Here is a 21,316-nt window from a genome sequence, read left to right on the forward strand (position 1 = left end):
GCCCGAGGCGCTTGCGGCTCGGGCAGCGCCCATCCGCCCCGTCAAACCGAAGGTTTGCCTCCGGCAAAACGGGCGGGCGCTCCGCTTCCGCCCGCGGACAGGCTCTGCCCTGCTGTTTTGCCACTCAGTCATCAGGTTTCCTCCTGCACCCGTGCACGGGTGAATGATCGTCTGCCCAGGAACCAAGCCGCAGCAAAAACAAGCGCTGACAGTGGAACCAGCACAACGCCAGAGGCAGCCAGGCCAGCCACTGCGAATTGAGCAAACTCAAGGACACTAACTGGATCAGGGGACCAATCAGGTAAAATTACGGCTCCGGCCACTCCATAGGCGCCAAGGCAGATGATCACGGTCGGCAAGAGCGTCAGGCCTGCTGCCCGCCACCAAACTGTCTCCATATTCCCCACTCTGTCGCCGTTGATCCACGCGGCTGGAAGGGTAAAGAGAGCTGCCAAGAAGGTCACCCCAATTGCAATGTATAAAAGCGCGACCCCCACAGATCACTTCCCCTCCAGATACCGCCGCTTTGCCTCTTCCTGCCGCCCGAAATCGCGCACCATGTTTTCAATCGCCACCTCATCCGACTTGTCGGCATAGCGGAACTCAGAGTCGGCGTAGCGGTTGATCTCCTGCACCACCATATCGACGGTGATCGGCACCCGCAGGTCTGCAATCATCGCGGATTTGGTCTCGTAATCCTTGAACAGGAACAGCTCCGGTTTCTCCATCCATTCATCCGGCAGCTCGAAATCCATCGCCCGGACCTTGACCGCATCAGTGATGTTCTTGATGGCGCGGCCAGTGAAGCGTTCGTCCGCCGCTTGGATCGCCTTCAGATAGGTGCCGAGCTTGGCCAGATCATCCAGCGCGCCAAGCTGATCCTGCACCCGGCCAAAGACCTCTGCCAGCCCCGGCTCCTGCGGGCGGTTGTAGGCCTCGAAGGACCGCGCGACGGCCTTCCTGATTTCCTGCGCACCGTACAGATCATGCTCCCCCAGCGGGATCGCATGGTTCTTGCCCATCAAGAGCGTCAGGATGTCGATGTAATCTTCCCGCGTCTGCGGCCCGTCGACCAGGAACCGCGCACCCGCCCGCTGGCGCAGCGCGTCGTCCACATTCTCCGGATAGTTGGAGAACATGCCAAAGGTGCAATTGCCGCGCACCACGGTATTGGCGCCGGCAAAGGCCTCCATGAACACCGCCGTCACCTCCTGCTGACCGGCGCTGGACTGACGGTCGCCGCGTTTCCCTGCGATCTGGTCGATGTCGTCGATGGTGCCAAAGCCGATGACACCGGGGTCGATCACGTTCTGGATAAAGCTCTTGGCGTTCTGGCCTGATTTGCCCTGATAGCTGTCGATATTGTCGATGCCGAAGTTCTGGTAACGAAAGGCGTAGCCCGCATTCTGACAATAATCATGCATCAGCCCCGCCATCATCTGGATCAGCGTCGTCTTGCCGGTGCCTGGCTTGCCATCGCCCATGAAGGTAAAGATAAACCCGCCCATCTCGGCAAACGGGTTCAATCGGCGGTCGAAATCATAGGCCACCAGCATCTTCGACAGCCGCAGGGCCTGATATTTGGCGATATGGTTGCCGACCACCTCATGCGGCTTCTTGAACGCCATGGTGAGGGTGGTGGATTTCGCCTTGGCCGCGGCGTCAAAGCCGCTGATGGTCAGATCATCCGCCTCCACCCGCCAGGCAGCAGACGTGAAGGCTTCCAGCCGGCCTGCATTCTGCGCCCTGAGCGCCGCCTTCTCCAGCAGCTGCTCGGCATAAGCTGCGGTGGCAGCGATCAGATGCGCATCGTCGGGGGCATACAGCGCCAGCTTCTGATCCAGCTCCCACAGCACCCCATGCAAGGCAAGCGGCGCATTATCAGTCAGCAGCTCCTCCGCCTCGCCCACCTCAGCCTGCGCTTCGGACCCGTGCGGCGCCAGCAAAAACGCCGCGGCATTGGCAAAGACATGCGCCGACACCAGCGCCTCCGCCGCCAGCAAATCGGTAAACTCACCTTTGCGGGCCGCATCCAAAGACCCGGCTAGATTGGCCCGCTTCAATTCACCCAGACCGGACACATCCGCATAAGCCTCCCCCATCGCCAATGAGATCGCCAGGGCCCGCCGCAGGGCGTGCTGCAAGGTCGCCTGCAGCGGCGTGGTCAGCGGATCATCCTCATCCGCGGCCTCGATACGGGCGATCAGATGCACGCCTTCGGGCCGCGCGGTGGAGCGCGTCACCAGCCCCGGCGTGGTCGAGCGGAACCGCCGCCGCGTGCCAATCCCCGCCGAGCGCTCCGGCGCCTTTCTCTCCACGGCCGGCCTGGCAATCCGCGGGGTGTGATCAAACCCCTCCAGCAGCGCCGCCGCAGCGGCGTAATGCTTGCGGATATCCTCTTCCCGCAACTCCATCTGATTGCCTGAAATGCTCATCTCACCCTCTCGATCCGACTCCTGCGGGCATAATTCACCCCGCTTTTCCTCTTGCCTAAAATATCCCCGCCGGAGGCTCCCGCGCGCTCGGCAGGCACGCAGCTCAATACCGCAGCACCTGCCCTGCCTCGCTCACCACGAACTTCTGCACATCGCCAAACCCAGGCGGGTCCAGCTCTGCCAGCACCTGAAACGGGCGCTGCGGCAGGATAATGGCGCGCTGGGTGCGTGTCGCCCCGGTATCCGCACCACGCCCGCCAAAGGGATCAAGCGCGAATGTCTCCCGCTCCACGGTGCCGAACCAGCCAGCGCGCTCCTCACGCACCTCTTCGCTTTCCAGCTCTTCCAGCGTCCAGGCCAGCGCCCAGTCCTGGCCCGCGGGTGCCTCTGCCTCGTCCAGCACTTGGTGCAACGGACCGGACTGCTCGGTATAGGCCGAGGAATACATCGGCCCCACGTGATAGCGACGCAGTTGCTTGGGATGCAGATCGTCGAAATCCTCGTCAAACCCCTTGGCAATGGTCACCAGCTTCAGGCCCGCCAGCGCCTGCGCCATCAGATGCGCCTGCACCTCGGGCCAGCGGCGCTCATCTTTGGGCAAGGCCACTTTGCCGCTGTCTTCCAGCTCCATCAGGTAGATCACCGGCAGGTTCACCTGACTGTCATAGGCGGCCCAATGCAGCAGGAAGCGCCGGCGCCGCTCGCCGATGTTTTCCAGCCATTCGCATTCCGGGTCGTTCTGGGTCCAGAACAGCTGCCCCTTCAGAAGCTCCTGATAATAGAGCCGTTGCGACAGGGCGAATTGCAGCTTTGACGGCACCGTGCGGTCAGCGATGATGGTGCGCACCATGTCGTCCTTCAGCTGTTCTTCGCTGGCCATATTACCCAGATGCCGCTCCGCCTGCTGGGCGTCGTTGGCCATGGTCATCAGCTCCGCCGCGACCGGAAAGCCGCTATCGCGCTTGTCCATCGCCAGGCTGCCAAAGAACCGCCCGGTGTCCCGCCCCGCCATCAGGTATTTCATGGAAAGAGCGCGGAAGGTGAAATTGAGCCGCGTCAAGTAACCGGTCAGCACCTTCACGTCGGACTTGCTGAGCTGCCCCTCCGCCTGCATCGCCGCCGCCACCCGGGTCAGGTGCCGGATGATGGTGTCGAACTTCTTGAAGTAGCGGCGCGAGGCGAAGGTATAACTGAGGCCGGCGTGATTGTGCGAGGGATCAGTCATGCGCATGCCCTTTCCGGACGTACCGCTTGCGGCGCGGACAGCGCCAGGCCGCCCCCGTCAAACCGCAGGTTTGCCTCCGGCAAAACGGCGGGCGCTACGCGCCCACCCGCGGCCGGGAGCCGTCCTCTGTTGGTCTTCAAATTCAGTGGCGACATACTGCTCCGGCTTTCCCAGTTATTTCTCGGCGCGGAAAACTCAGCCAGCCCCCTCAACGGGATTCTCACTTTGAGCTTTCTTCAAACGCGATCGCAAATGAAGTGCCGTGCCGATCATGCTACCCGCCGCGGCAGAGAATAATATGGCTTTTGAAAGCTCGGTATAAACCGCAAGCAACAACACGCATAATGCGGCGCCGCAAAGATCTAACCACCAATCACGCCAGTTTTTGGGGTTTTGAAGTAATGGAATCCGCATCTTCACCCCCCATACAGGTTCTTGTCGTGCTTCTCGACAATCGCCGCAAACCGGCGGGCAAAGCGTTCATCCGCCTTGGCCTTTTTCTCCAGCACGTCGCGGGCAAACACCATGTTGTCCTCATGGCTTTCCAGCATGTCGGCCATCTTCTGGTTGGTCGCTGTGCCGATCGCCGCCATTGCGGTCTGGGCTTCCTTGTCGGTCTGCACGCCGATCTCGTTGATCCGGTGCGCCACATCCTGCTGCTGTGCGGTTTTCAGCGATTTGGTCAGCGCATCATACAGCACAACCCGCTGCGCCGTGTCCGTCTGCAGCTTGTTGATCAGCACCATCTGCGTCGCCGCCTGGTTCTGCAACGAGTCGACCCAGGTCTTGCCCTTCTCGATATAGCGCTCCAGCGTCTGGGACTTGGCAAGCTTGACCTGCTCGTCCTGCACCATCGCGTTATACTTCGCATTCAGATCCGCCAACTCAGTCTCCAGCTTGGTACGCGCGGCGGCGTCCTGCTCAACCGCGATCTTGTTCTCCAGCGCAATGATCTCCGGGTCCAGCGCCACAATCCCGGCGCGCACCGCTTCCAGCTCCTGCACCGTGAATTCGCGGTCGTCCAGCGTCGCCGTCAGGTTCGCCTGCACCTTCTCACGCTGCTCTTCCAGGGTGGCCAGCTGGCCCTCCAGCAGCTTCACGATCACGTCGGATTTGGCAATCAGGTCCTGCAGCTTGTCGTCGATACTGGCGGTGCGCATCCGTTCCTGGCGCATCGAGTCTGATTTACCGCGGCTGAAAAAACCGACAAAGCTTTCCCAGCCGGTCTTGCCCCGCATCTCGTCAAAATCTTTCGAGAACGCCGCCGTCACATCGTCCAGCCCCATGATCAGCTCGGCGATGTTGGCGTTCATCACGTCGGTGTGGGCGTGCACATCCTCCAGCGTCGCGTTCTCGATGTCGATGCTGGCATCCTCGCCCGCCTCGATCTTGCTGCGCGCGGTCTCAATGCGTGAGGTCAGCGCCCCGATCTTGGCCTGGGACTCCCGGACTTTCTCCTGGCTCTCCGCCACCATCTTCTCAAATTGGGAAACACTCATAGTATCCGTTCCTTCCCCTGAAATACTTGATCTGGATATAGGGATGTAAAGACGATTTACATCCCCTGGGGTGGTGCAATTCCACCCGGTTCAGACGCACTGTTGCAGAGAGGCCGCACAAAGAAAAGCCCCGGAGAACACTCCGGGGCCGCTTCGCTGAATTGTGCCGTTTCACATGGTTTGCTGCTTGCCCAAAACCAGAAAAGTCATCATCCCGAAGGGCGGAATGCTTTCTTGCTGCTTGATGCTCAGCCGGTCCTCCTGCAGCACCGTCTCCAGCGCAAAATCCGAATGCCAGCCGATCACATTGGCCAGCGGCGCCGAGAGTTTCTCCAGCGACGCCCGCACCCCTTTGCCGCTTTTGAAGTGGTTCGTGATCACCACCTCGCCACCGGGTTTCAGAATGCGCGTTATCTCGCGCATCACCTGGTCCGGATCCGGCACTACGGACAGCACATGCATTGCAGCCACGGTGTCAAAGGAATTGTCCGGAAAATCCAAGCTGCGCGCATCCATCTGGCGCAGCTCCTTGACCTGGTTCAGGCCCAGTTCCTGCACCTTTCTTTGCGCCTTCTTCAGCATATCATGGCTGAAATCGATGCCAGTCACCTGCAGATGCGGTGCGTAATGCTTCAGCGACAGCCCGGTGCCGACGCCAACCTCCAGCACGCTGCCCTGACGGGTGTTGATGTAGCGGGCCGCGCGGCGGCGGCCCGAGCGCGTCACCGCGCCAAAAGTCTTGTCATAGACCGGCGCCCAGCGCGCGTAAGATTCTTCAACTGCCTTGATATCCAATTCGTCCCTCCCCGGACGTCATGGGCTAGTCCTTTGGCTTTGAAACCAGCCCCCAAATCACCATCACTACGTAGCCAAGGCATAGCACAACCAGCACGGTCCATGCATAGGTCAGTAATGCCGCAGCCATGAAGGCAAAGCCGACAAGCAGATACTTAACATTCTCGCGGGAGATTTTAACCGCCTTTGGCGACCAGGTCTGAATGTGGCTGATCATTGCCAATCCGATCACCACCATATGCAGGCAGATCAGCAGCTCCGGCAGCACGACCTTGCCGTCAAAGGCAAAGGCGACAAACATCGGCAGCAATGCCAGCAACGCGCCGGCAGGCGACGGGATGCCGTCGAAATAGCCGCTGCGCCCCTTTGGCGCCTCCTCGGACTTGGTGCTGACATTGAACCGCGCCAGCCGCACCACGCAGCAGACCGAAAACACCAGCACCGAAATCCACCCGGCGCCGCGCACGTCCTGCAAGGCCCAGAAATAGATCACCAGCGGTGTCGCCACGCCGAAGTTCAGAAAATCCGCCAGCGAATCCAGTTCGGCGCCCATCTTGCTTTCGCTGTGCAAGGCGCGGGCAAGCCGCCCGTCCAGCCCGTCCAGAATCGCAGCGAGGATGATCATCATCACCGCCAGGGTGTAATTTCCAAACACCGCAAAGCGAATCGCCGTCAGGCCGGCACAGATGGCGCCAATGGTCATCATGTTCGGCATCAGCTGGATCAGCGCAAATTCGGATTTCTTTTTTTCCGGGGCGTCATACATGGCGGTGGCTCTTTCTTCCTCGCGGGGCGCACGTGCGTGCGCCGTCTGCAAGAGGGTAACATATAGGCTGGCGATGCCGTGGCGGAACATATGCCCCAAGACCCGCCCCGGCGCAACGTCCGTGCCAGAAGGCCACTTGCCGGAAGACCAAGCCAACACTCTTTTCATTCAGGCGCCCGGCGTCTGCCGGTCTTACTATATGCCGGCGTTAGCCTGACGCGCCGCCATCCGGCTAAGGTCCAGTCTTCTCCAGCAAGTGAATGCTCCTGTATCCCAGCTGCACTTGGCCTTTGGCCTTCAAGCCGTTCAGATGAAGGCCCACAGCTTCTTTGGTCACGCCCAAGATGGCAGCCAGTTCTTCCTGGCTGATTTGCAGCTTTCGCGAGTTCTGCCAAATGGAAATCTGTTGCAGCGTGGTTTTCAGTCTTTGTTCCAGCGAGAGAAAAACCGTATTCTCGTAATTCTTATAAAAATGACCAGCAAGCCCAGCCAGGACAGCTGCAATCGCCTGCCATAGACTTGGATCTGCCTGACCTATTTCCTCGATGTCTTTCCAGTCGACCACCTGCAACCGGGTCTCCGTTACCGTATAGGCCGCATTCGGCCTCTGACCGGACCCAAGGCATCCGATGAAACCAAACCAGTCCCCCGCATCAAGATCACGGACGATCAGCTCTTTGCCGCCCTCATGTGTCGCCCCGAACCGTACCGCGCCAGTTTCAATAAAGTACAATTCCTGCGCCGAATCTGCGATTTCGTGAACCAAGCCTCCTTTGGGGATGCACCTCCCCCGTGCCTTGCCATGCACCGCTTGCCTGGTTTCGTCAGAGCAATGGTCAAGCCAATTCCGGAAGTTCACATTTTTCATCGGGAAAACAATCCAGATTGTCTTTTCATTCCGGCCCTACACGTAGTCTCCGCAGCATTTGCTACAAGGGAGTCCAAAAGATGAAAATGGTAATCTTCGGCGCGGCTGCGGCCGGATTGCTCGCGGCCGCTACTGCCTCAGCGGTCGAAATTCCGAACCGCCCGGCTCTGACAACCGAAATTGCCGAAGCGGTCGCCAAAGAGGCGCTTGCAGATTGCCGTGCACAAGAGACGGCAGTATCGGTCTCTGTCGTGAATGACCAAGGCCGGCTGCTCTATTTCTTCCGGGGAGAAGGCACTGGTGCAAACACCATTCATACCAGCTTCCGGAAGGCCTATACGGCCGCGTCCCTGAAGGTATCAACATCTGTTCTTAATATGGCACCCCAGGCGGACGGATACAGCCAGCTGGGAAAAATGGAAGACGACATCCTGCTGCTAACCGGAGGTCTGCCGCTGTTCCACGAGGGCACGTTGATCGGCGCAATCGGTCTTTCGGGTGCGCCAGACCCGAACATTGAAGAGGCCTGCGGTGAATCCGCAATCGCAAAGGTTCTGAACAGCAAGAACGGCTGACGGCCTGCTTCCAGACCTGCAACCAGTCTGGCTCAACCCCGCAGGTGCCTGACCGGTACACAGGGGGTGCACGCATGGCACCCCCTGCTTTTTCGCTATCAGCCTGCCTCAGCCGACGACGTTGAACTCCGGCCCATAGGGGTATTTGGTGATGTTCTCATTGCCGTCTTCATGGATGATCAGGATGTCGTGCTCACGGTAGCCGCCGGCACCTGGCTGGCCGTCAGCGATGGTCAGCATCGGCTCCATCGAGATCACCATGCCCGGTTCCAGCACCGTATCGATGTCCTCGCGCAGCTCCAGCCCGGCCTCGCGGCCATAGTAGTGGGACAGCACACCAAAGGAGTGGCCATAGCCGAAGGTGCGGTATTGCAGCAGATCCTGCTCTTCAAAGAAGGCGTTGATCTGATGGGTGATTTCCGCACAGCTTGCGCCCGGCTTCAGCAGCGAGATGCCCAGCTCATGCGCTGCCACATTGGCCTCCCAGATCCGCAAGCTTTCGGCGTCCACTTCCTTCACGAACATGGTCCGTTCCAGCGCGGTGTAATAGCCCGAGATCATCGGGAAGGTGTTCAGCGACAGGATATCGCCGCGCTGCAGGGTACGCCCCGTCACCGGGTTATGGGCGCCGTCGGTGTTGATGCCGGACTGGAACCAGACCCAGCTGTCACGGTATTCGGCATCCGGAAACCGCTTGGCAATCTCCAGTTCCATCGCATCGCGGCCGGCCATCGCCACATCAATCTCGCGCGCGCCTTCTTTGACCGCATCGCGGATTGCAAAGCCGCCGACGTCAGCGACAGCGGCACCCGCGCGGATCATGTCCAGTTCCGCAGCCGATTTACCCATCCGCTGAACCATGGTGGGGTGGTACAGATCAACCAGGCTGGACGGCTCCAGGAAGCTCTCCAGTTTGGCCTTCTGCATCAGGGTCAGGTGATCGCTTTCAAAACCGACAACCGCGCCCGCACCGCTGACCGACTTGATTGCACGCCAGAAGTTGTCGCGCTGCCAATCGGTATAGGTGATGTTGTCGCAGAACGACCGGCGCCAGGGCTGGCCCGCGTCGATGCCGGCCGAGATGGTCACGGCCTCGGATGCGGTCACCACCATGCCATAAGGGCGGCCAAAGGCGCAGTAGGTGAAGCCCGAATAATACGAGATGTTGTGCATCGAGGTGAAGACAGCGGCAGTTACGCCAGTCTCAGTCATGATCTTGCGCAGGCCGGCAATGCGCGCCTCATACTCGGAGACGGCAAATTGCAGCGGTGCTTTTTCACCATTGTGAAAACGGTACATTTCAGGACGTGAAGTCATATCAGACCCTTCCTTCTTACAAGAAAGGTCCCGGCGTTCAGGACGGTTTTTGAATGCTGGGGGCGGCATGTATTCCATGCGGCGACGCCATCGCCTGGCCCTTGCGCAGAAGATGCGGCGGAAACGGGATTCTGGCAAGAGTTTTTTGGAGGGGGGCGCCCGTAGGGTGGACGAGTTCGCCCACCGAGCTGCGGTCAATTCACGATCAGCATCACCAGATCGCTTTCCGGGTCCGCCAGCGGCTCGATCACATTGAAATGATGCTTGCCAAAGGCGATCACGTGATCGGCCTCCCAGGCCTCCACCAGCCAGATTGCCTGATCCAGAAACGCCGGGCGTTCCTCGCCGCCAACCCAGACCGTCACGTCTGCGGGGTAGCGGTCCTGCATGTCCACCGGGCTTTCGGCAATTGCAGCCGCGGAATCCATCTGAAATTTCTGGTTCATCGTGGTGCGCAGCAAGGGGCGCAAATCCGACAGCGGCGAAATCGGTATCACCGTCTTGATCCGCGCACCCACATCTGCCGGCAGCAGCGCGCGGTCCAGCATCCGCGCCACCAAATGGCCGCCCGCCGAATGGCCGGCCAGCGCAATCGGCCCCGCAACCTCAGCAGCAATCCTGGTCACCGCCGCCGCAACCTGCCGGGTGATATCCGCTATCCGCACCTCGGGGCACAGATCATACGACGGCATCGCCACCGCCCAGCCATGCGCCATCGCGCCGCGGGCCAGATGCGACCAGGTGCTTTTGTCGAAGGCCAGCCAATAGCCGCCATGGACAAAGACAAACACGCCCTTGGGCGTGCCCTCCGGCAGGAACAGATCGAACCGCTGCCGCGCGCCCTCGCCATAGGGAATGTCCAGCCGGGCGCGTTCATGCAGGCTGTTGCGGAAATCCTCAGCCGAGGCCGCCCAGCGCGGCGGGTAGCTGTCCGCATTCTCGATATATGCCCCGTTGGCATAGGCATCATCCAATTCCATGCCCGGTCTCCCCTGTTCTTATTCTTTGCGGCTACCTGACAGTCTGCCACAGCACATGTCAAATTGCCCGTCTGAAAAACTCCAGCCACGCCGCGTGGCGGTGGATTTGATCAAATTCTGGACTCATCGATGATTCTGGACTTATTTAAGCACAGCTGATTTGCATTCCAGCGACAAAACATCCGGGAGGCCCGCAATGCTCGACGCAACCACAGACCTGAAATCCCTGCTCAAAGATCCCAGCCTGCTGGAAACCCGCGGCTATATCGGCGGTCAATTCGCTGAGGGCGAAAGCACCTTTGACGTGAAAAACCCCGCCCGCGGCGACGTGATTGCCAGGATGGCCGATATCAGCCGCGCCCAGGTGGCCGGCGCCATCGCCCAGGCCGAAGCCGCGCAAAAAGACTGGGCCAAATGGACCGGCAAGGAACGCGCCAACTGCTTGCGCAAGTGGTATGACCTGATGATGGAAAACCAGGAAGACCTAGCGGTGATCCTGACCGCCGAGATGGGCAAGCCGCTGGCGGAATCCCGCGGCGAGATCGCCTATGGCGCGTCGTTCATTGAATTCTTCGCCGAAGAGGCCAAGCGGATCTACGGCGAGACCATCCCCGGCCATCAGCGCGACAAACGCATCACCGTGCTGAAGCAGCCGATCGGTGTGGCCGCCTCGATCACGCCGTGGAACTTCCCCAACGCGATGATCACCCGCAAGGCAGGTCCGGCGCTGGCGGCCGGCTGTGCCTTTGTCGCCCGCCCCGCCGCCGAAACCCCGCTGTCCGCCACCGTGCTGGCGGTTCTGGCGGATCGCGCAGGCATTCCGGCGGGCGTGTTCAACGTCGTGCCCTCCTCTCGCGCGTCTGAAATTGGCAAGGAGTTCTGCGAGAACGACGCCGTGCGCAAGCTGACCTTTACCGGCTCGACCGAGGTGGGCCGTATCCTGATGCGCCAGGCCGCCGACACGGTGATGAAATGCTCGATGGAGCTGGGCGGCAACGCGCCGTTCATCGTGTTTGACGACGCTGACCTCGACGCCGCGGTTGAGGGCGCCATCATGTGCAAATTCCGCAACAACGGCCAAACCTGCGTCTGCGCCAACCGGATCTATGTGCAGGCCGGCGTTTACGATGCCTTTGCGGAGAAGCTGAAAGCTGCGGTCGAGAAGATGAACGTTGGTGACGGCCTTAACGACGGCATCCACTTCGGCCCGCTGATCAACATGGAAGCGGTCGACAAGGTGCAGGAGCATATTGCTGACGCAACCTCGAAAGGCGGCGAAGTGATCCTGGGCGGCAACCCGTCGGAACTGGGCGGCAGTTTCTTCCAGCCGACCATCGTCAAGGGCGCAACCCCGGACATGGCCTTTGCCAAGGATGAGACTTTCGGCCCCCTCGCGCCGCTGTTCAAGTTCGAGGATGAGGACGAGGTGATCGCGATGGCCAATGACACCATCTTTGGCCTGGCATCCTATTTCTATGCCAAGGATCTCAGCCGCGTGTACAAGGTCGCCGAGGCGCTGGAATACGGGATTGTGGGTGTGAACACCGGCATCATCTCCACCGAGGTGGCCCCGTTCGGGGGCGTCAAGCAATCGGGCCTGGGACGCGAAGGCAGCCACCACGGCATCGAGGATTATCTGGAGATGAAATACATCTGCATGGCGGTCTGATCCGCCACCGGACTGTTGCAGGAGGGTCAGTGCCAGGTCTCAGTGCCGGGTCATCGTCCCGGCCACCTGGCTGATGGCGCTGGCCCAGGCGGTTTCCGTCTCTGTGTCCAGCGCCGGGCCTAAAACATCGCGCAAAGCGGCAATCAGCGCCCGCTTTGCCGCCTCGGTCTCCTGCGTGCCAAGCTGCAGATGGGCATGGGCCTGGAGCAGTTGCCCGCCCAGGTCTTCCAATGTGCGCGGATCGTCCAGATTGCGCACGCAGGCGGCAATCATCGCTGTCAGCATCGCTTTCTGTTTTACGAAATTCCCCCGGAACATGCCGCGTGCCTCTGGCAGGCGGGTGAACAGATGCACATAAAAACGCTCAGCCAGATCCGCCTTGCGGGCAAAGATCCCGGCAAAGCTTTGCTGAACATGCTGGACTTCCTGAGGGTTCATCAATCCGCCTTTGCGCTGCGGCACCAATTACTCTGCCTCCGATCTTGCCTTCCAATACCTAAAGAAACATTTACGCCCGCAACCATAACCCGCAACTGTCCCCGCGGGGACAACCCGGTGAAACGAAAAAACCCCCTGGCAGAACCAGGGGGCTGAAGCACTCGAACCTTGATCGCAGGATCAGTTGACCGCAGTGGCCTCGATCTCGGCACGGTTCGGGCGGGAGGAGGAGATTTCGATCCGGCGCGGTTTCAGCGCCTCGGGCACCTCGCGGTGCAGATCGATATGCAGCATGCCGTTTTCATGGCTGGCACCAGTCACGCGAACGTGGTCGGCCAGGGTGAAGCGGCGTTCAAAGGCGCGGGTGGCAATGCCCCGGTGCAGGAAGCTGCGGCCGTCGCTGTCCTCGGCCTTTTTGGCGGTCACCACCAGCGCGTTTTCCTTAACCTCGACGTTCAGATCGTCATCGGCAAAACCGGCAACTGCGATCGAAATGCGATAGCTGTCGGCGTCGGTCTTTTCGATGTTATAGGGCGGGTAGCTGGACTGGGCGGCATCCGCGCTAAGGGCGCGGTCCATCAGGCTGGCGATCTGGTCGAAACCGATGGTGGCGCGGTGCAGCGGTGCAAAATCAAACGTACGCATAGTGTCATCCTCATACATGAGCGATTTCAGGGCGCCTTCCCCGCGGGGACAGGCTGGTCTTTTCCGGGCCCCAATCAGCGGCTGCCCGGATAGACCTGAGATAAGAACGCAAAATGCGGCTTCAAGAGGCGGATCAGTCCCCCACGCTGACAAATTTTGCACCACCCGCCGATGCGCCGCCGCCAACCCGGATGCGTTTGATCCGCCGGTCCGGTGCGGCCACCGGATTGCGGCGCAGCTGCGCCTTCAGCTCTGCCACCCGCTGCGGCAGTTTCATGCCAAAGGCGACCTGCTTGCCGCGGTAATTGCCGCCGCCGGACACCAGCGCCAGGATGCGCCCGCGCCCGCCCACCTGGGAAAACACTGGCGCCCCGGAGGATCCGAAGGTGACATTGCAGTCGATCATCAGAACGTCACCGCTTTCCCCCATCAGGTTGCACTGGCGTTGCCGCGACAACGCCTCGGCGCGGCCCCGCCCGTAAGATGTGACGGAGATATCGCTGCCGTATTCGCGTCCCGAGTGCAGCGCAAAAGCATCTGCCTGACCGCTGAGCACCGGCTCGGCTATCCGGATCAGCGCCACGTCGTGACGAATGTTATCCAGATCAAGCCGTCCCCGCGGGTTGAACCCCGGATGCGCGGCAATCTGCAGCCCCCGGCGTTCGGCTATAGCTGTCCCGTCGCGCAAACCCGCGCGGAAGGTGATCTGCTCCGCCGCACGCAAATTCCTGTTGCGGTCATAGACACAATGGGCTGCGGTCAGCACCAGTTCCGGTGCGATCAGCGTGCCGGTGCAAAAGCCCTGGCCGTTCAGCTCAAGCCGTCCAACGGCCTCCCAGCCCAGCAGGTCATCGCGGTCAGTCAGCCGCCGCAGACCGGTGTTCTGGGCCGTTGCGCTGCCTGCGTACGCCAGGGTGGCAACGGCCAGTATCAATGCGCGGAACATCATTGCCGGATGAACTTCGCACCGGAAGAGCTGCGCCCCTCCCCCACCTTCACCCGGCCCACGCCTGGCGGCAGGCGGCCACGGGTGTTCACACCCGTCAGCTGCGCCTGCAGCAGGGTCAGTTCCTCGGCCAGGGCAGACCCAAGCGAGACCCGCTCGCCGCTGACTTCGGCCTTGGCGGAGATCACCGAGACAATCCGCGGGGTGCCGTCCTCGAAAGAGAACACCGGCGCCCCGGAGGAGCCGAAATCGACGTCGCAGGACATCACCAGCACGCCCTGCTGGCGCGCCATCACCGCGCAGACCTCTTGCAGGGACGGCGCCTCGGACCGGTCATGCGCATAAGACACCACACCGATGCTGGCCCCCTTGCGCGGGCGTTCGTCGGTTTCAAAGGGTGTCACGGTGGTGTTGCGGATCGGGCGCTGCAATTGCAGCAGGGCAATGTCGTTGCGGACCCGGTCGGTCGACAGTTCGCCGTCATAGACATAGGAGGGATGTTCAACCGCCCGCCGCACGCTGCGGTAAGCCGAGGCGCGCCCGTTGCGCCAGCCGGCCAGGAATTCGATGGTGGCAGGGTCAATGCGCGCCTTGGTCTGGCTGTCATAGAGGCAATGGGCCGCGGTCAGCACCAGATCCGGCGCAATCAGCGCACCGGTGCAAAACCCCTCGCCGTTCACATCAAGACGCCCGACCGCTTCCCATTTGCGGCCCGCATCCATTGTGTCCATCCGCTGCAAAAGGCTGTCCTGCGCCATCGCCGCCGCCGGCAGCACGGCTGCCAGAACCGCCAGAATCCATTGCCTCACATGTCTCTCCTCTTATCCGCCAGTTGGGAGATTACGGGTCCGTTCAGGCAAAATTAGGGCAAATGCGCAGTATATGCAGCCCGATTCCTTTTGCGCGCTTTAACGCAGGATCGGCACGTCCGGCGCAGGTTTGCCAGAGGCGGTCAGCGCAGGAGGCTGCGGACCGCCAGTGGCCCAGTCCAGCAGTTCCACCGTGTGCACGATAGGCAGTTCTGTGCCGGAGCCGATCTGCATCATGCAGCCGATATTGCCTGCGGCGATCAGATCGGGCTGCTTGGCTTCCAGTGTCTTGACCTTGCGGGCCTTCAGTTCGGTGGAAATCTCCGGCTGCATCAGGTTGTAAGTGCCCGCCGATCCGCAGCACAGATGGCTGTCGGCAGGTTCCACCACCGTGAACCCTGCGCGCCTCAAGAGCGTTTTGGGGTGGGTCTTGATCTGCTGGCCATGCTGCAGCGAACAGGCGGCGTGGTAGGCGACGGTCAGCCCCTTGTCCGCACCCTCAGGGAACTCCAGCTGCATCAGGAGTTCAGAGATATCCATGGTGCGGTCCGACACCCGCGCAGCATCCGCGGCCAGCGGATCATTGCGGAACATATGGCCGTAGTCCTTGACCGTGGTGCCGCAGCCGGAGGTGTTTATCACGATGGCGTCCAGCCCCTGGCCGTCCATCTCGGCCGTCCAGGCGCGGATGTTTTTTGCCGCCGTGGCGTGGCTTTCATCCTCGCGCCCCATGTGGTGTGTCAGCGCCCCGCAGCAGCCCGCGCCTTTGGCCACCACCACCTCGCAGCCCAGCCGGGTCAGCAGCCGGATGGTGGCGTCGTTGATATCAGTGTTCAGCGCCTTTTGCGCGCAGCCGGTCATCAGCGCCACGCGTTTCTTCTGCGGCGCGGCAGGGGCAAAGCTTTGCGGATCGTCGTTGCGGCTGACCGGCGGGATTACCCCCGGCGCCATATCCAGCATCGCCCGCAGCCGCGCGTCCGGCATCAGCCCCTTCAAGGGTTTGGCCAGTTTCGCGCCAAACAGCGCCAGGCGGAACCGGCCCGGATAGGGCAGGATCCGGGCCAGCAGCCAGCGCAGGGCGCGATCGCTCCAAGGGCGGTCATAGTGTTTTTCGATATAGGCGCGGGCGTGGTCGATCAGATGCATGTAATGCACGCCCGAGGGACAGGTCGTCATGCAGGCCAGGCAGGACAGGCAGCGGTCGATGTGCTTGACCGTCTTTTCGTCCGGCACCCGCGCGTTCTCCAGCATGTCTTTGATCAGGTAAATGCGGCCCCGCGGGCTGTCGAGCTCATCACCCAGCACCTGATATGTCGGGCAGGTCGCCGTGCAAAAGCCGCAATGCACACAAGAGCGCAGGATCTCGTTGGCGCGCCGGGTGCCCGGGTCCTGCAACTGCGCCTCGGTAAAGGTGGTCTGCATGTGCTTATCCCATCAGTCCGGGGTTGAGGATTCCCTTCGGGTCGAACTGGCGCCGCAGCCCCTCGGAGATTGCCGCGAGGGGGCCGGGCTGCGGCTGGAACACGCCAAGCCGCTTACGGGTGTCCGCGCCGGCCCGCACCAGCGTGGCATGGCCCGGCACACTGATGCGCGCGCGCAGATCGGTGCCCGCAGGCACCAGTGCCCAGATCAGCCCGCCGCCCCAGTCGAACTGCAGCGCCTCGGCCTGCAGCCGCGGCGCCAGCGCAACGGCATCGGAGGGTTTCACCGAAATCCGCCAAACGTCGCCTGCCCGTCCGTGAAAACCCGCGGCATCGCGGATGCCTTGCCACAGGCCGGCGTCCTCGTCTTCGATCCTAGGATTGCCAAAGCCACCCAATTCCGAAACCAGCTTGCGGCACCGGTAGGCCGCTGAGTCCGCAAACCCCTCGACCCTGACAAAGGCAGTCTGCTTCTCTGGATCATAGGCCGCTCCGGTCACGTCATAGGGGGACCCCAGGGCCGCGGACATCGCCGCCACTGCATCTGCCAGATCAGCGCCTTCAATGGCAACCGTCGCACATGCCTCCGCCCGCGGCAGAACCTTCAGCGACACTTCGCTCAGGACCCCCAGGGTGCCATGGGCGCCGCACATCAGTTTGACCAGATCATAGCCGGTCACATTCTTCATCACCCGGCCGCCGTTCTTCACCACCTTGCCGGAGCCATCCACAAAGCGCACCCCCAAGAGGTGATCGCGCGCCGCCCCCGCCTGGATACGGCGGGGACCGGAGACGCCTGCGGCGATCACCCCGCCAATGGTAGGTTCGCCCTCGGTGCCCAGCAGCCCGCGGTGGTCCATCGGTTCAAAGGCCAGCTGCTGATTTTCTGCGGCCAGCAATGCCTCAACCTCAGCCACCGGCGTGCCCGCCCTGACCACAAGTGTCAGCGCGCCGGGCTCATAAAGCTCCACTCCGGACAGGCCTCTGGTACTCAGCCCTTCGCCGTCAATGGCCAGCCCGCGGGTGCCGCCGCCCTGGATGCACAGCGGTCCGCTTGCTTCCGCTAGCATTTCGGCCAGTTCGGCCTCGCTCTGAGGTGTCAGCATTTTCATCTTTCCAAAAGTACTCTGGGGTTTGGGGCAAAGCCCCAATCATTCAGCCGCCAATGCCGCCGCCCGGCGGCCCTCGCTCACCGATAGCGGAAACACCTTGGCCGGATTGAGCAGCCACTTCGGGTCAAACACATCCTTGACCTTCAACTGCGCCTCAAGGTCCGCCGCCGTGTACTGATGTAGCATCAGATCGCGTTTTTCGATCCCGACCCCGTGCTCGCCGGTCAAACAGCCGCCGGCCTCGACACAAAGCTTCAGGATCTCTGCCCCGAAAGCCTCGCAGGTTTCCAAATCGCCGGGCTTGTTGGCATCAAACAGGATCAGCGGGTGCATGTTGCCGTCCCCGGCATGGAACACATTGGCCACATCCAATCCGAATTCCCGGCTCATCTCGCCGATCCGGCGCAGCACATACGGCAGCGAGGACACCGGAATTGTGCCATCGAGACACATGTAGTCATTGATCTGCCCCATGGCGCCAAAGGCCGACTTGCGGCCCAGCCAGATCCGGCCGGCCTCTTCCGCATCGCCGGCCTCGCGCAGCTCTACCGGGTTGTGGGACCGGGCGATTTCAATAATCAGCCCCAGCTGGTGATCAATTTCCTCGGGGCTGCCCTCCACCTCCACGATCAGCAGCGCCTCGCACATCGGGTAGCCGGCCTTGGCAAAGGCCTCGCAGGCCTCGATGCAGGGGCGGTCCATGAATTCGATCGCCACCGGCAAGACACCCGCCTTGATGATGTCCGAGACACAGGCGCCGGCCACCTCATTGCTATCATAGCCGATCAGCACCGGCCGCGCACCTTCGGGCTTGCGCAGGATGCGCAGGGTGGCCTCGGTCACCACACCCAGCTGGCCTTCGCTGCCGCAGATCACCCCCAAGAGATCCAAGCCCCCGGCATCCAGATGCGCTCCGCCGATTTCCACCACCGTGCCGTCCATCATCACCATGGTGACGCCCAGCAGGTTGTTCGTCGTCACGCCATACTTAAGGCAATGCGCCCCGCCCGAGTTCATTGCGATATTACCGGCAATGGCACAGGCCAGCTGCGAGGACGGATCAGGCGCATAGAAGAAGTCCTCCTCCTCCACCGCGCCGGAAACACTCAGGTTGGTGCGCCCGGTCTGCACCCGGATGATGCGGTTGCCGTAATCGGTTTCCAGAACCCCGTTCATCCGCGCCACGCCAAGGATGACACAATCCGCCGTCGGCAGCGCCCCGCCCGCCAGCGAGGTGCCAGCACCGCGCGGCACCACCGGCACGCCTTCCGCGTGGCAGATCCGCAGAACGTCCGAGACCTCCTGTGTGCTGCGCGGCAGCACCGCCAGCAACGGCGGGCATTTATAGGCCGTCAGCGCGTCGCATTCATAGACGCGGGTCTCGGCCTCGTCCTGGATCACCGCATCAGTCGGCAGCACAGCCAGCAGCCGCTCGGCAAGCCGCGCCTTGCGGGCCAAAATGGCGGGGTTCGGGGATGGCATCTCCATGGCGCTCTCCTATTTGGTAAAGTAATATTACCAATACTCCCCATCTGGCAAGAGACGGATTGCCGCGCCAGGATCAGCCCCCTAGTGTCGGCCCATGATCTGGACCACCCGCCTTGCGCAGTTCTCACTGTACGACCTCGCCGCACTTGCCCTGCTGATAGCAGGCTGGCTGTGGATCGGCTGGCGGATCGAGAACCCGCCCGCGGGGCGGCCTTCGGTGTCCTGGCTGATGGCGGATTTCCGGCGCGACTGGATGAAACAGATGGTCGAACGCGATCCGCGGATCTTTGATGCGCAGCTGGCGGGCAACCTGCGCCAGGCCACGGCCTTCTTTGCCTCTGCCGCGATGATTGCGATTGGCGGCGGGCTGGCCCTGATCGGCAATACCGAGCAGCTGGCCGGAGTGGCCGAAGACCTGATCCAGGACAGCGCCCCGGCCTTTGTCTGGGAGGTTAAGATCCTGGTGGTGCTGCTGTTTCTATCCAATGCGTTTCTGAAATTTGTCTGGTCGCACCGGCTGTTCGGCTATTGTGCGGTGCTGATGGCCGCAGTTCCGAATGACCGCAAGGATCCGCTTGCCTATCCCCGCGCCGCGCAGGCCGCTGAAATCAGCATCACCGCCGCGCGCAGCTTCAACCGCGGTATGCGGGCGACGTATTTTGCGCTGGCTGCCGTGGCCTGGCTGGCGGGCGCGCTGCCGCTGGCAGGCGCCGCGGTGATCACCTTTGCGGTGCTGTACCGGCGGGAATTTGCCTCGCACTCCCGCACCATCCTGCTGCGCATTCCGCCAGTCAGCAAAGGGGACACAGTTTCGTGACTGCACCTCCTGCGGGCACGCGTCTAAGGTAGCGCCATGAAACAGACCCTTGCCGCTTTCGCACTCTGCTCCGTTGCGCTTCCCGCCCTGGCGGACGAACCGGTGATCGAAAACGCCACCGCCCGCCAATCCGGCAACAGCTGGACATTCAGCGTCACGCTGTCCCATCCCGATACCGGCTGGGAGCATTACGCAGACGGCTGGCGGGTGCTGGACATGACGGGCAATGAACTGGACCTGCGCGTGCTGGCGCATCCGCATGAACAGGAACAGCCTTTCACCCGGTCCCTCAGCGGCGTGCAGATCCCAGAGGGCACAACCCAGGTGCAGATCCAGGCCCGCTGCCTCGTGGACGGTTGGGGCCAGGACACATACATCCTCGCCCTGCCCTGATCTTCTTCTTTGAAAAAATACTCGCGCCGCAGGCATGCGCCGCAGGCGCTTTCTGACCTGCCGCGACGGCTCACACCCGGTGATAGGGGCTGCCGGCCAGAATGGTTGCGGCGCGGTAGATCTGCTCTGCCAGCATCACCCGCACCAGCATATGCGGCCAGACCATCTTGCCGAAGGAGATCGAGAAATCTGCCTCGGCCCGCAAACCGGGATCAATCCCGTCGGCCCCGCCGATGATCAGCGCCAGATCCTGACGGCCGCTGTCGCGCCAGCCTGCCAGCTTATCCGCGAAATCCGGGGACGAAATCACCTTGCCGCGCTCATCCAGGGTGCAGATCACCGCACCCTTAGGCAGTGCTTTGCGCAAAAGCGCGGCCTCCGCCGCCATGCCCCCATTCTTCTTGTCCTCGACCTCTATCACCCGCGCAGGCCCCAGGCCCAGCGCGCGGCCGGTCCGGTCGAACCGGGCAATATAGTCGTCGATGAGGGATTTTTCAGGGCCAGCCCGCAACCGGCCGGCCGCACAGATATGCAGTCGCATGAAATTCCAAAAGCAATCCGGCCCGCACCCAGGCGCGGGCCTGCATCAAATCAGCCTTGGATCAGCCCTCGGCAGCCGGGGTTGACGGGGCTGCCGCGGTGCCTGCGGGCATCCACATCTTCTCGAGCTGATAAAACTCGCGCACTTCCGGACGGAAGATATGGACAATCACATCACCGGTGTCGATCAGCACCCAGTCGCCGGTATCCTTGCCTTCGACCTTGCAGCCAAGCTGGTATTCCTGTTTGAGCCGGTCGGTCAGCTTTTCAGCCATAGCGGCAACCTGGCGGGTGGAACGGCCCGAGGCCAGCACCATGTAATCGCCAATCGCCGTCTTGCCGCGCAGGTCGATCTGCACCACATCTTCGGCTTTGTCATCGCTGAGAGAAGAAAGAATCCGCTCCAGCAGCTGTTCGCTGGTGGGCTGGGACTGGGAAGCCATCACGGCTGCCCCATTGACAGCGGCATCCGCCGCTTGAGGTACGGGTGACAGGACAGAGTCCTCCTTGCAACGCGCCGCCAAGCCCCGGCGCCGGGCCTATTAATAATGTAGCAACCAGATGGTGAATTTTCAATG

Annotated in this window: 22 protein-coding genes; 4 read left to right on the plus strand and 18 right to left on the minus strand. The window is 61.8% G+C overall.

Features of this window, described 5'->3' with window-relative positions; translation table 11 throughout:
* Positions 1 to 500 precede the first annotated feature (500 nt).
* From K3557_RS16290 to K3557_RS16320, 7 genes are all read right to left on the minus strand, one after another.
* Positions 501 to 2,435 (minus strand): ATP-binding protein, encoded by a 1,935-nt coding sequence (locus K3557_RS16290; RefSeq protein ID WP_259995051.1) that lies wholly within the window; start codon positions 2,433 to 2,435, stop codon positions 501 to 503.
* 103 nt (positions 2,436 to 2,538) lie between these two features.
* A complete protein-coding gene (locus K3557_RS16295) occupies positions 2,539 to 3,660 on the minus strand; it encodes a hypothetical protein (protein ID WP_259995053.1) in 1,122 nt (373 codons plus the stop codon).
* 195 nt (positions 3,661 to 3,855) lie between these two features.
* On the minus strand, positions 3,856 to 4,074 hold the full coding sequence (locus K3557_RS16300; protein ID WP_259995055.1) for a hypothetical protein: 219 nt from the start codon (positions 4,072 to 4,074) through the stop codon (positions 3,856 to 3,858).
* 2 nt (positions 4,075 to 4,076) lie between these two features.
* Positions 4,077 to 5,159, minus strand: a complete 1,083-nt coding sequence (locus tag K3557_RS16305) for a hypothetical protein (RefSeq protein ID WP_259995057.1) — start codon at positions 5,157 to 5,159, stop codon at positions 4,077 to 4,079.
* A 171-nt stretch (positions 5,160 to 5,330) separates the two neighbouring features.
* Positions 5,331 to 5,954, minus strand: a complete 624-nt coding sequence (locus K3557_RS16310) for a class I SAM-dependent methyltransferase (RefSeq protein WP_259989505.1) — start codon at positions 5,952 to 5,954, stop codon at positions 5,331 to 5,333.
* Between the two features lie 25 nt (positions 5,955 to 5,979).
* A complete protein-coding gene (locus tag K3557_RS16315; protein WP_259992539.1) occupies positions 5,980 to 6,720 on the minus strand; it encodes a phosphatidylcholine/phosphatidylserine synthase in 741 nt (246 codons plus the stop codon).
* Between the two features lie 232 nt (positions 6,721 to 6,952).
* The gene (locus K3557_RS16320; RefSeq protein ID WP_259995059.1) at positions 6,953 to 7,588 is read right to left on the minus strand and encodes a Crp/Fnr family transcriptional regulator; all 636 of its coding nucleotides are present in this window, start codon (positions 7,586 to 7,588) and stop codon (positions 6,953 to 6,955) included.
* 86 nt (positions 7,589 to 7,674) lie between these two features.
* On the opposite strand from K3557_RS16320, the gene K3557_RS16325 reads away from it, so the two are divergent.
* Positions 7,675 to 8,163 (plus strand): heme-binding protein, encoded by a 489-nt coding sequence (locus K3557_RS16325; RefSeq protein ID WP_259995062.1) that lies wholly within the window; start codon positions 7,675 to 7,677, stop codon positions 8,161 to 8,163.
* 108 nt (positions 8,164 to 8,271) lie between these two features.
* Here the strand turns inward: K3557_RS16325 and K3557_RS16330 are convergent, their stop codons facing one another.
* Positions 8,272 to 9,480: an aminopeptidase P family protein gene (locus tag K3557_RS16330; protein WP_259995065.1), complete on the minus strand. Its 1,209-nt coding sequence runs from the start codon at positions 9,478 to 9,480 to the stop codon at positions 8,272 to 8,274.
* 194 nt (positions 9,481 to 9,674) lie between these two features.
* Positions 9,675 to 10,460 (minus strand): alpha/beta hydrolase, encoded by a 786-nt coding sequence (locus K3557_RS16335; RefSeq protein ID WP_259995067.1) that lies wholly within the window; start codon positions 10,458 to 10,460, stop codon positions 9,675 to 9,677.
* Between the two features lie 196 nt (positions 10,461 to 10,656).
* Between K3557_RS16335 and K3557_RS16340 the strand changes: the two genes are divergently transcribed.
* Positions 10,657 to 12,129: an NAD-dependent succinate-semialdehyde dehydrogenase gene (locus K3557_RS16340; RefSeq protein ID WP_259995069.1), complete on the plus strand. Its 1,473-nt coding sequence runs from the start codon at positions 10,657 to 10,659 to the stop codon at positions 12,127 to 12,129.
* Between the two features lie 39 nt (positions 12,130 to 12,168).
* Here K3557_RS16340 and K3557_RS16345 read toward each other — a convergent pair whose 3' ends face one another.
* The 7 genes from K3557_RS16345 to K3557_RS16375 all read right to left on the minus strand — a co-directional run bounded on the left by K3557_RS16345 (position 12,169) and on the right by K3557_RS16375 (position 18,988).
* Positions 12,169 to 12,567 carry a globin domain-containing protein gene (locus K3557_RS16345; RefSeq protein WP_259989495.1) on the minus strand — a complete coding sequence of 133 codons (399 nt, stop codon included), beginning with the start codon at positions 12,565 to 12,567 and terminating at the stop codon, positions 12,169 to 12,171.
* Between the two features lie 180 nt (positions 12,568 to 12,747).
* Complete coding sequence (locus tag K3557_RS16350) at positions 12,748 to 13,212, minus strand: Hsp20 family protein (protein ID WP_259989493.1); 465 nt, start codon at positions 13,210 to 13,212, stop codon at positions 12,748 to 12,750.
* A 133-nt stretch (positions 13,213 to 13,345) separates the two neighbouring features.
* Complete coding sequence (locus tag K3557_RS16355) at positions 13,346 to 14,161, minus strand: serine protease (protein ID WP_259995071.1); 816 nt, start codon at positions 14,159 to 14,161, stop codon at positions 13,346 to 13,348.
* Positions 14,158 to 14,916, minus strand: a complete 759-nt coding sequence (locus K3557_RS16360) for a serine protease (protein WP_259992538.1) — start codon at positions 14,914 to 14,916, stop codon at positions 14,158 to 14,160. Before K3557_RS16360 ends, K3557_RS16355 begins: the two co-directional genes overlap by 4 nt.
* 150 nt (positions 14,917 to 15,066) lie before the next feature.
* Positions 15,067 to 16,389, minus strand: coding sequence for a glycolate oxidase subunit GlcF (gene glcF, locus K3557_RS16365; protein ID WP_259995073.1), 1,323 nt, complete (start codon positions 16,387 to 16,389; stop codon positions 15,067 to 15,069).
* A 4-nt stretch (positions 16,390 to 16,393) separates the two neighbouring features.
* Entirely contained in the window at positions 16,394 to 17,500 is a 1,107-nt protein-coding gene (locus K3557_RS16370) for an FAD-binding protein (protein WP_259995076.1), read from the minus strand.
* A gap of 39 nt (positions 17,501 to 17,539) precedes the next feature.
* Complete coding sequence (locus tag K3557_RS16375; RefSeq protein WP_259995078.1) at positions 17,540 to 18,988, minus strand: FAD-linked oxidase C-terminal domain-containing protein; 1,449 nt, start codon at positions 18,986 to 18,988, stop codon at positions 17,540 to 17,542.
* A gap of 94 nt (positions 18,989 to 19,082) precedes the next feature.
* Here K3557_RS16375 and K3557_RS16380 point away from each other — a divergent pair, with 94 nt between their 5' ends.
* Together K3557_RS16380 and K3557_RS16385 are read left to right on the plus strand one after the other, a co-directional pair.
* Positions 19,083 to 19,805, plus strand: a complete 723-nt coding sequence (locus tag K3557_RS16380) for a DUF599 domain-containing protein (RefSeq protein WP_259989483.1) — start codon at positions 19,083 to 19,085, stop codon at positions 19,803 to 19,805.
* Between the two features lie 36 nt (positions 19,806 to 19,841).
* Positions 19,842 to 20,198: a hypothetical protein gene (locus K3557_RS16385; protein WP_259995080.1), complete on the plus strand. Its 357-nt coding sequence runs from the start codon at positions 19,842 to 19,844 to the stop codon at positions 20,196 to 20,198.
* A 70-nt stretch (positions 20,199 to 20,268) separates the two neighbouring features.
* On the opposite strand, the gene rlmH is transcribed toward K3557_RS16385, so the two are convergent.
* Both rlmH and rsfS read right to left on the minus strand, forming a co-directional pair.
* Positions 20,269 to 20,739, minus strand: a complete 471-nt coding sequence (gene rlmH / locus K3557_RS16390) for a 23S rRNA (pseudouridine(1915)-N(3))-methyltransferase RlmH (RefSeq protein ID WP_259995082.1) — start codon at positions 20,737 to 20,739, stop codon at positions 20,269 to 20,271.
* A gap of 61 nt (positions 20,740 to 20,800) precedes the next feature.
* The gene (gene rsfS / locus K3557_RS16395; RefSeq protein WP_259989476.1) at positions 20,801 to 21,181 is read right to left on the minus strand and encodes a ribosome silencing factor; all 381 of its coding nucleotides are present in this window, start codon (positions 21,179 to 21,181) and stop codon (positions 20,801 to 20,803) included.
* Positions 21,182 to 21,316 lie beyond the last annotated feature (135 nt).

It is taken from the genome of Leisingera sp. M523 (assembly GCF_025141335.1).
In the GTDB taxonomy this organism is placed as follows: Bacteria; Pseudomonadota; Alphaproteobacteria; order Rhodobacterales; family Rhodobacteraceae; genus Leisingera.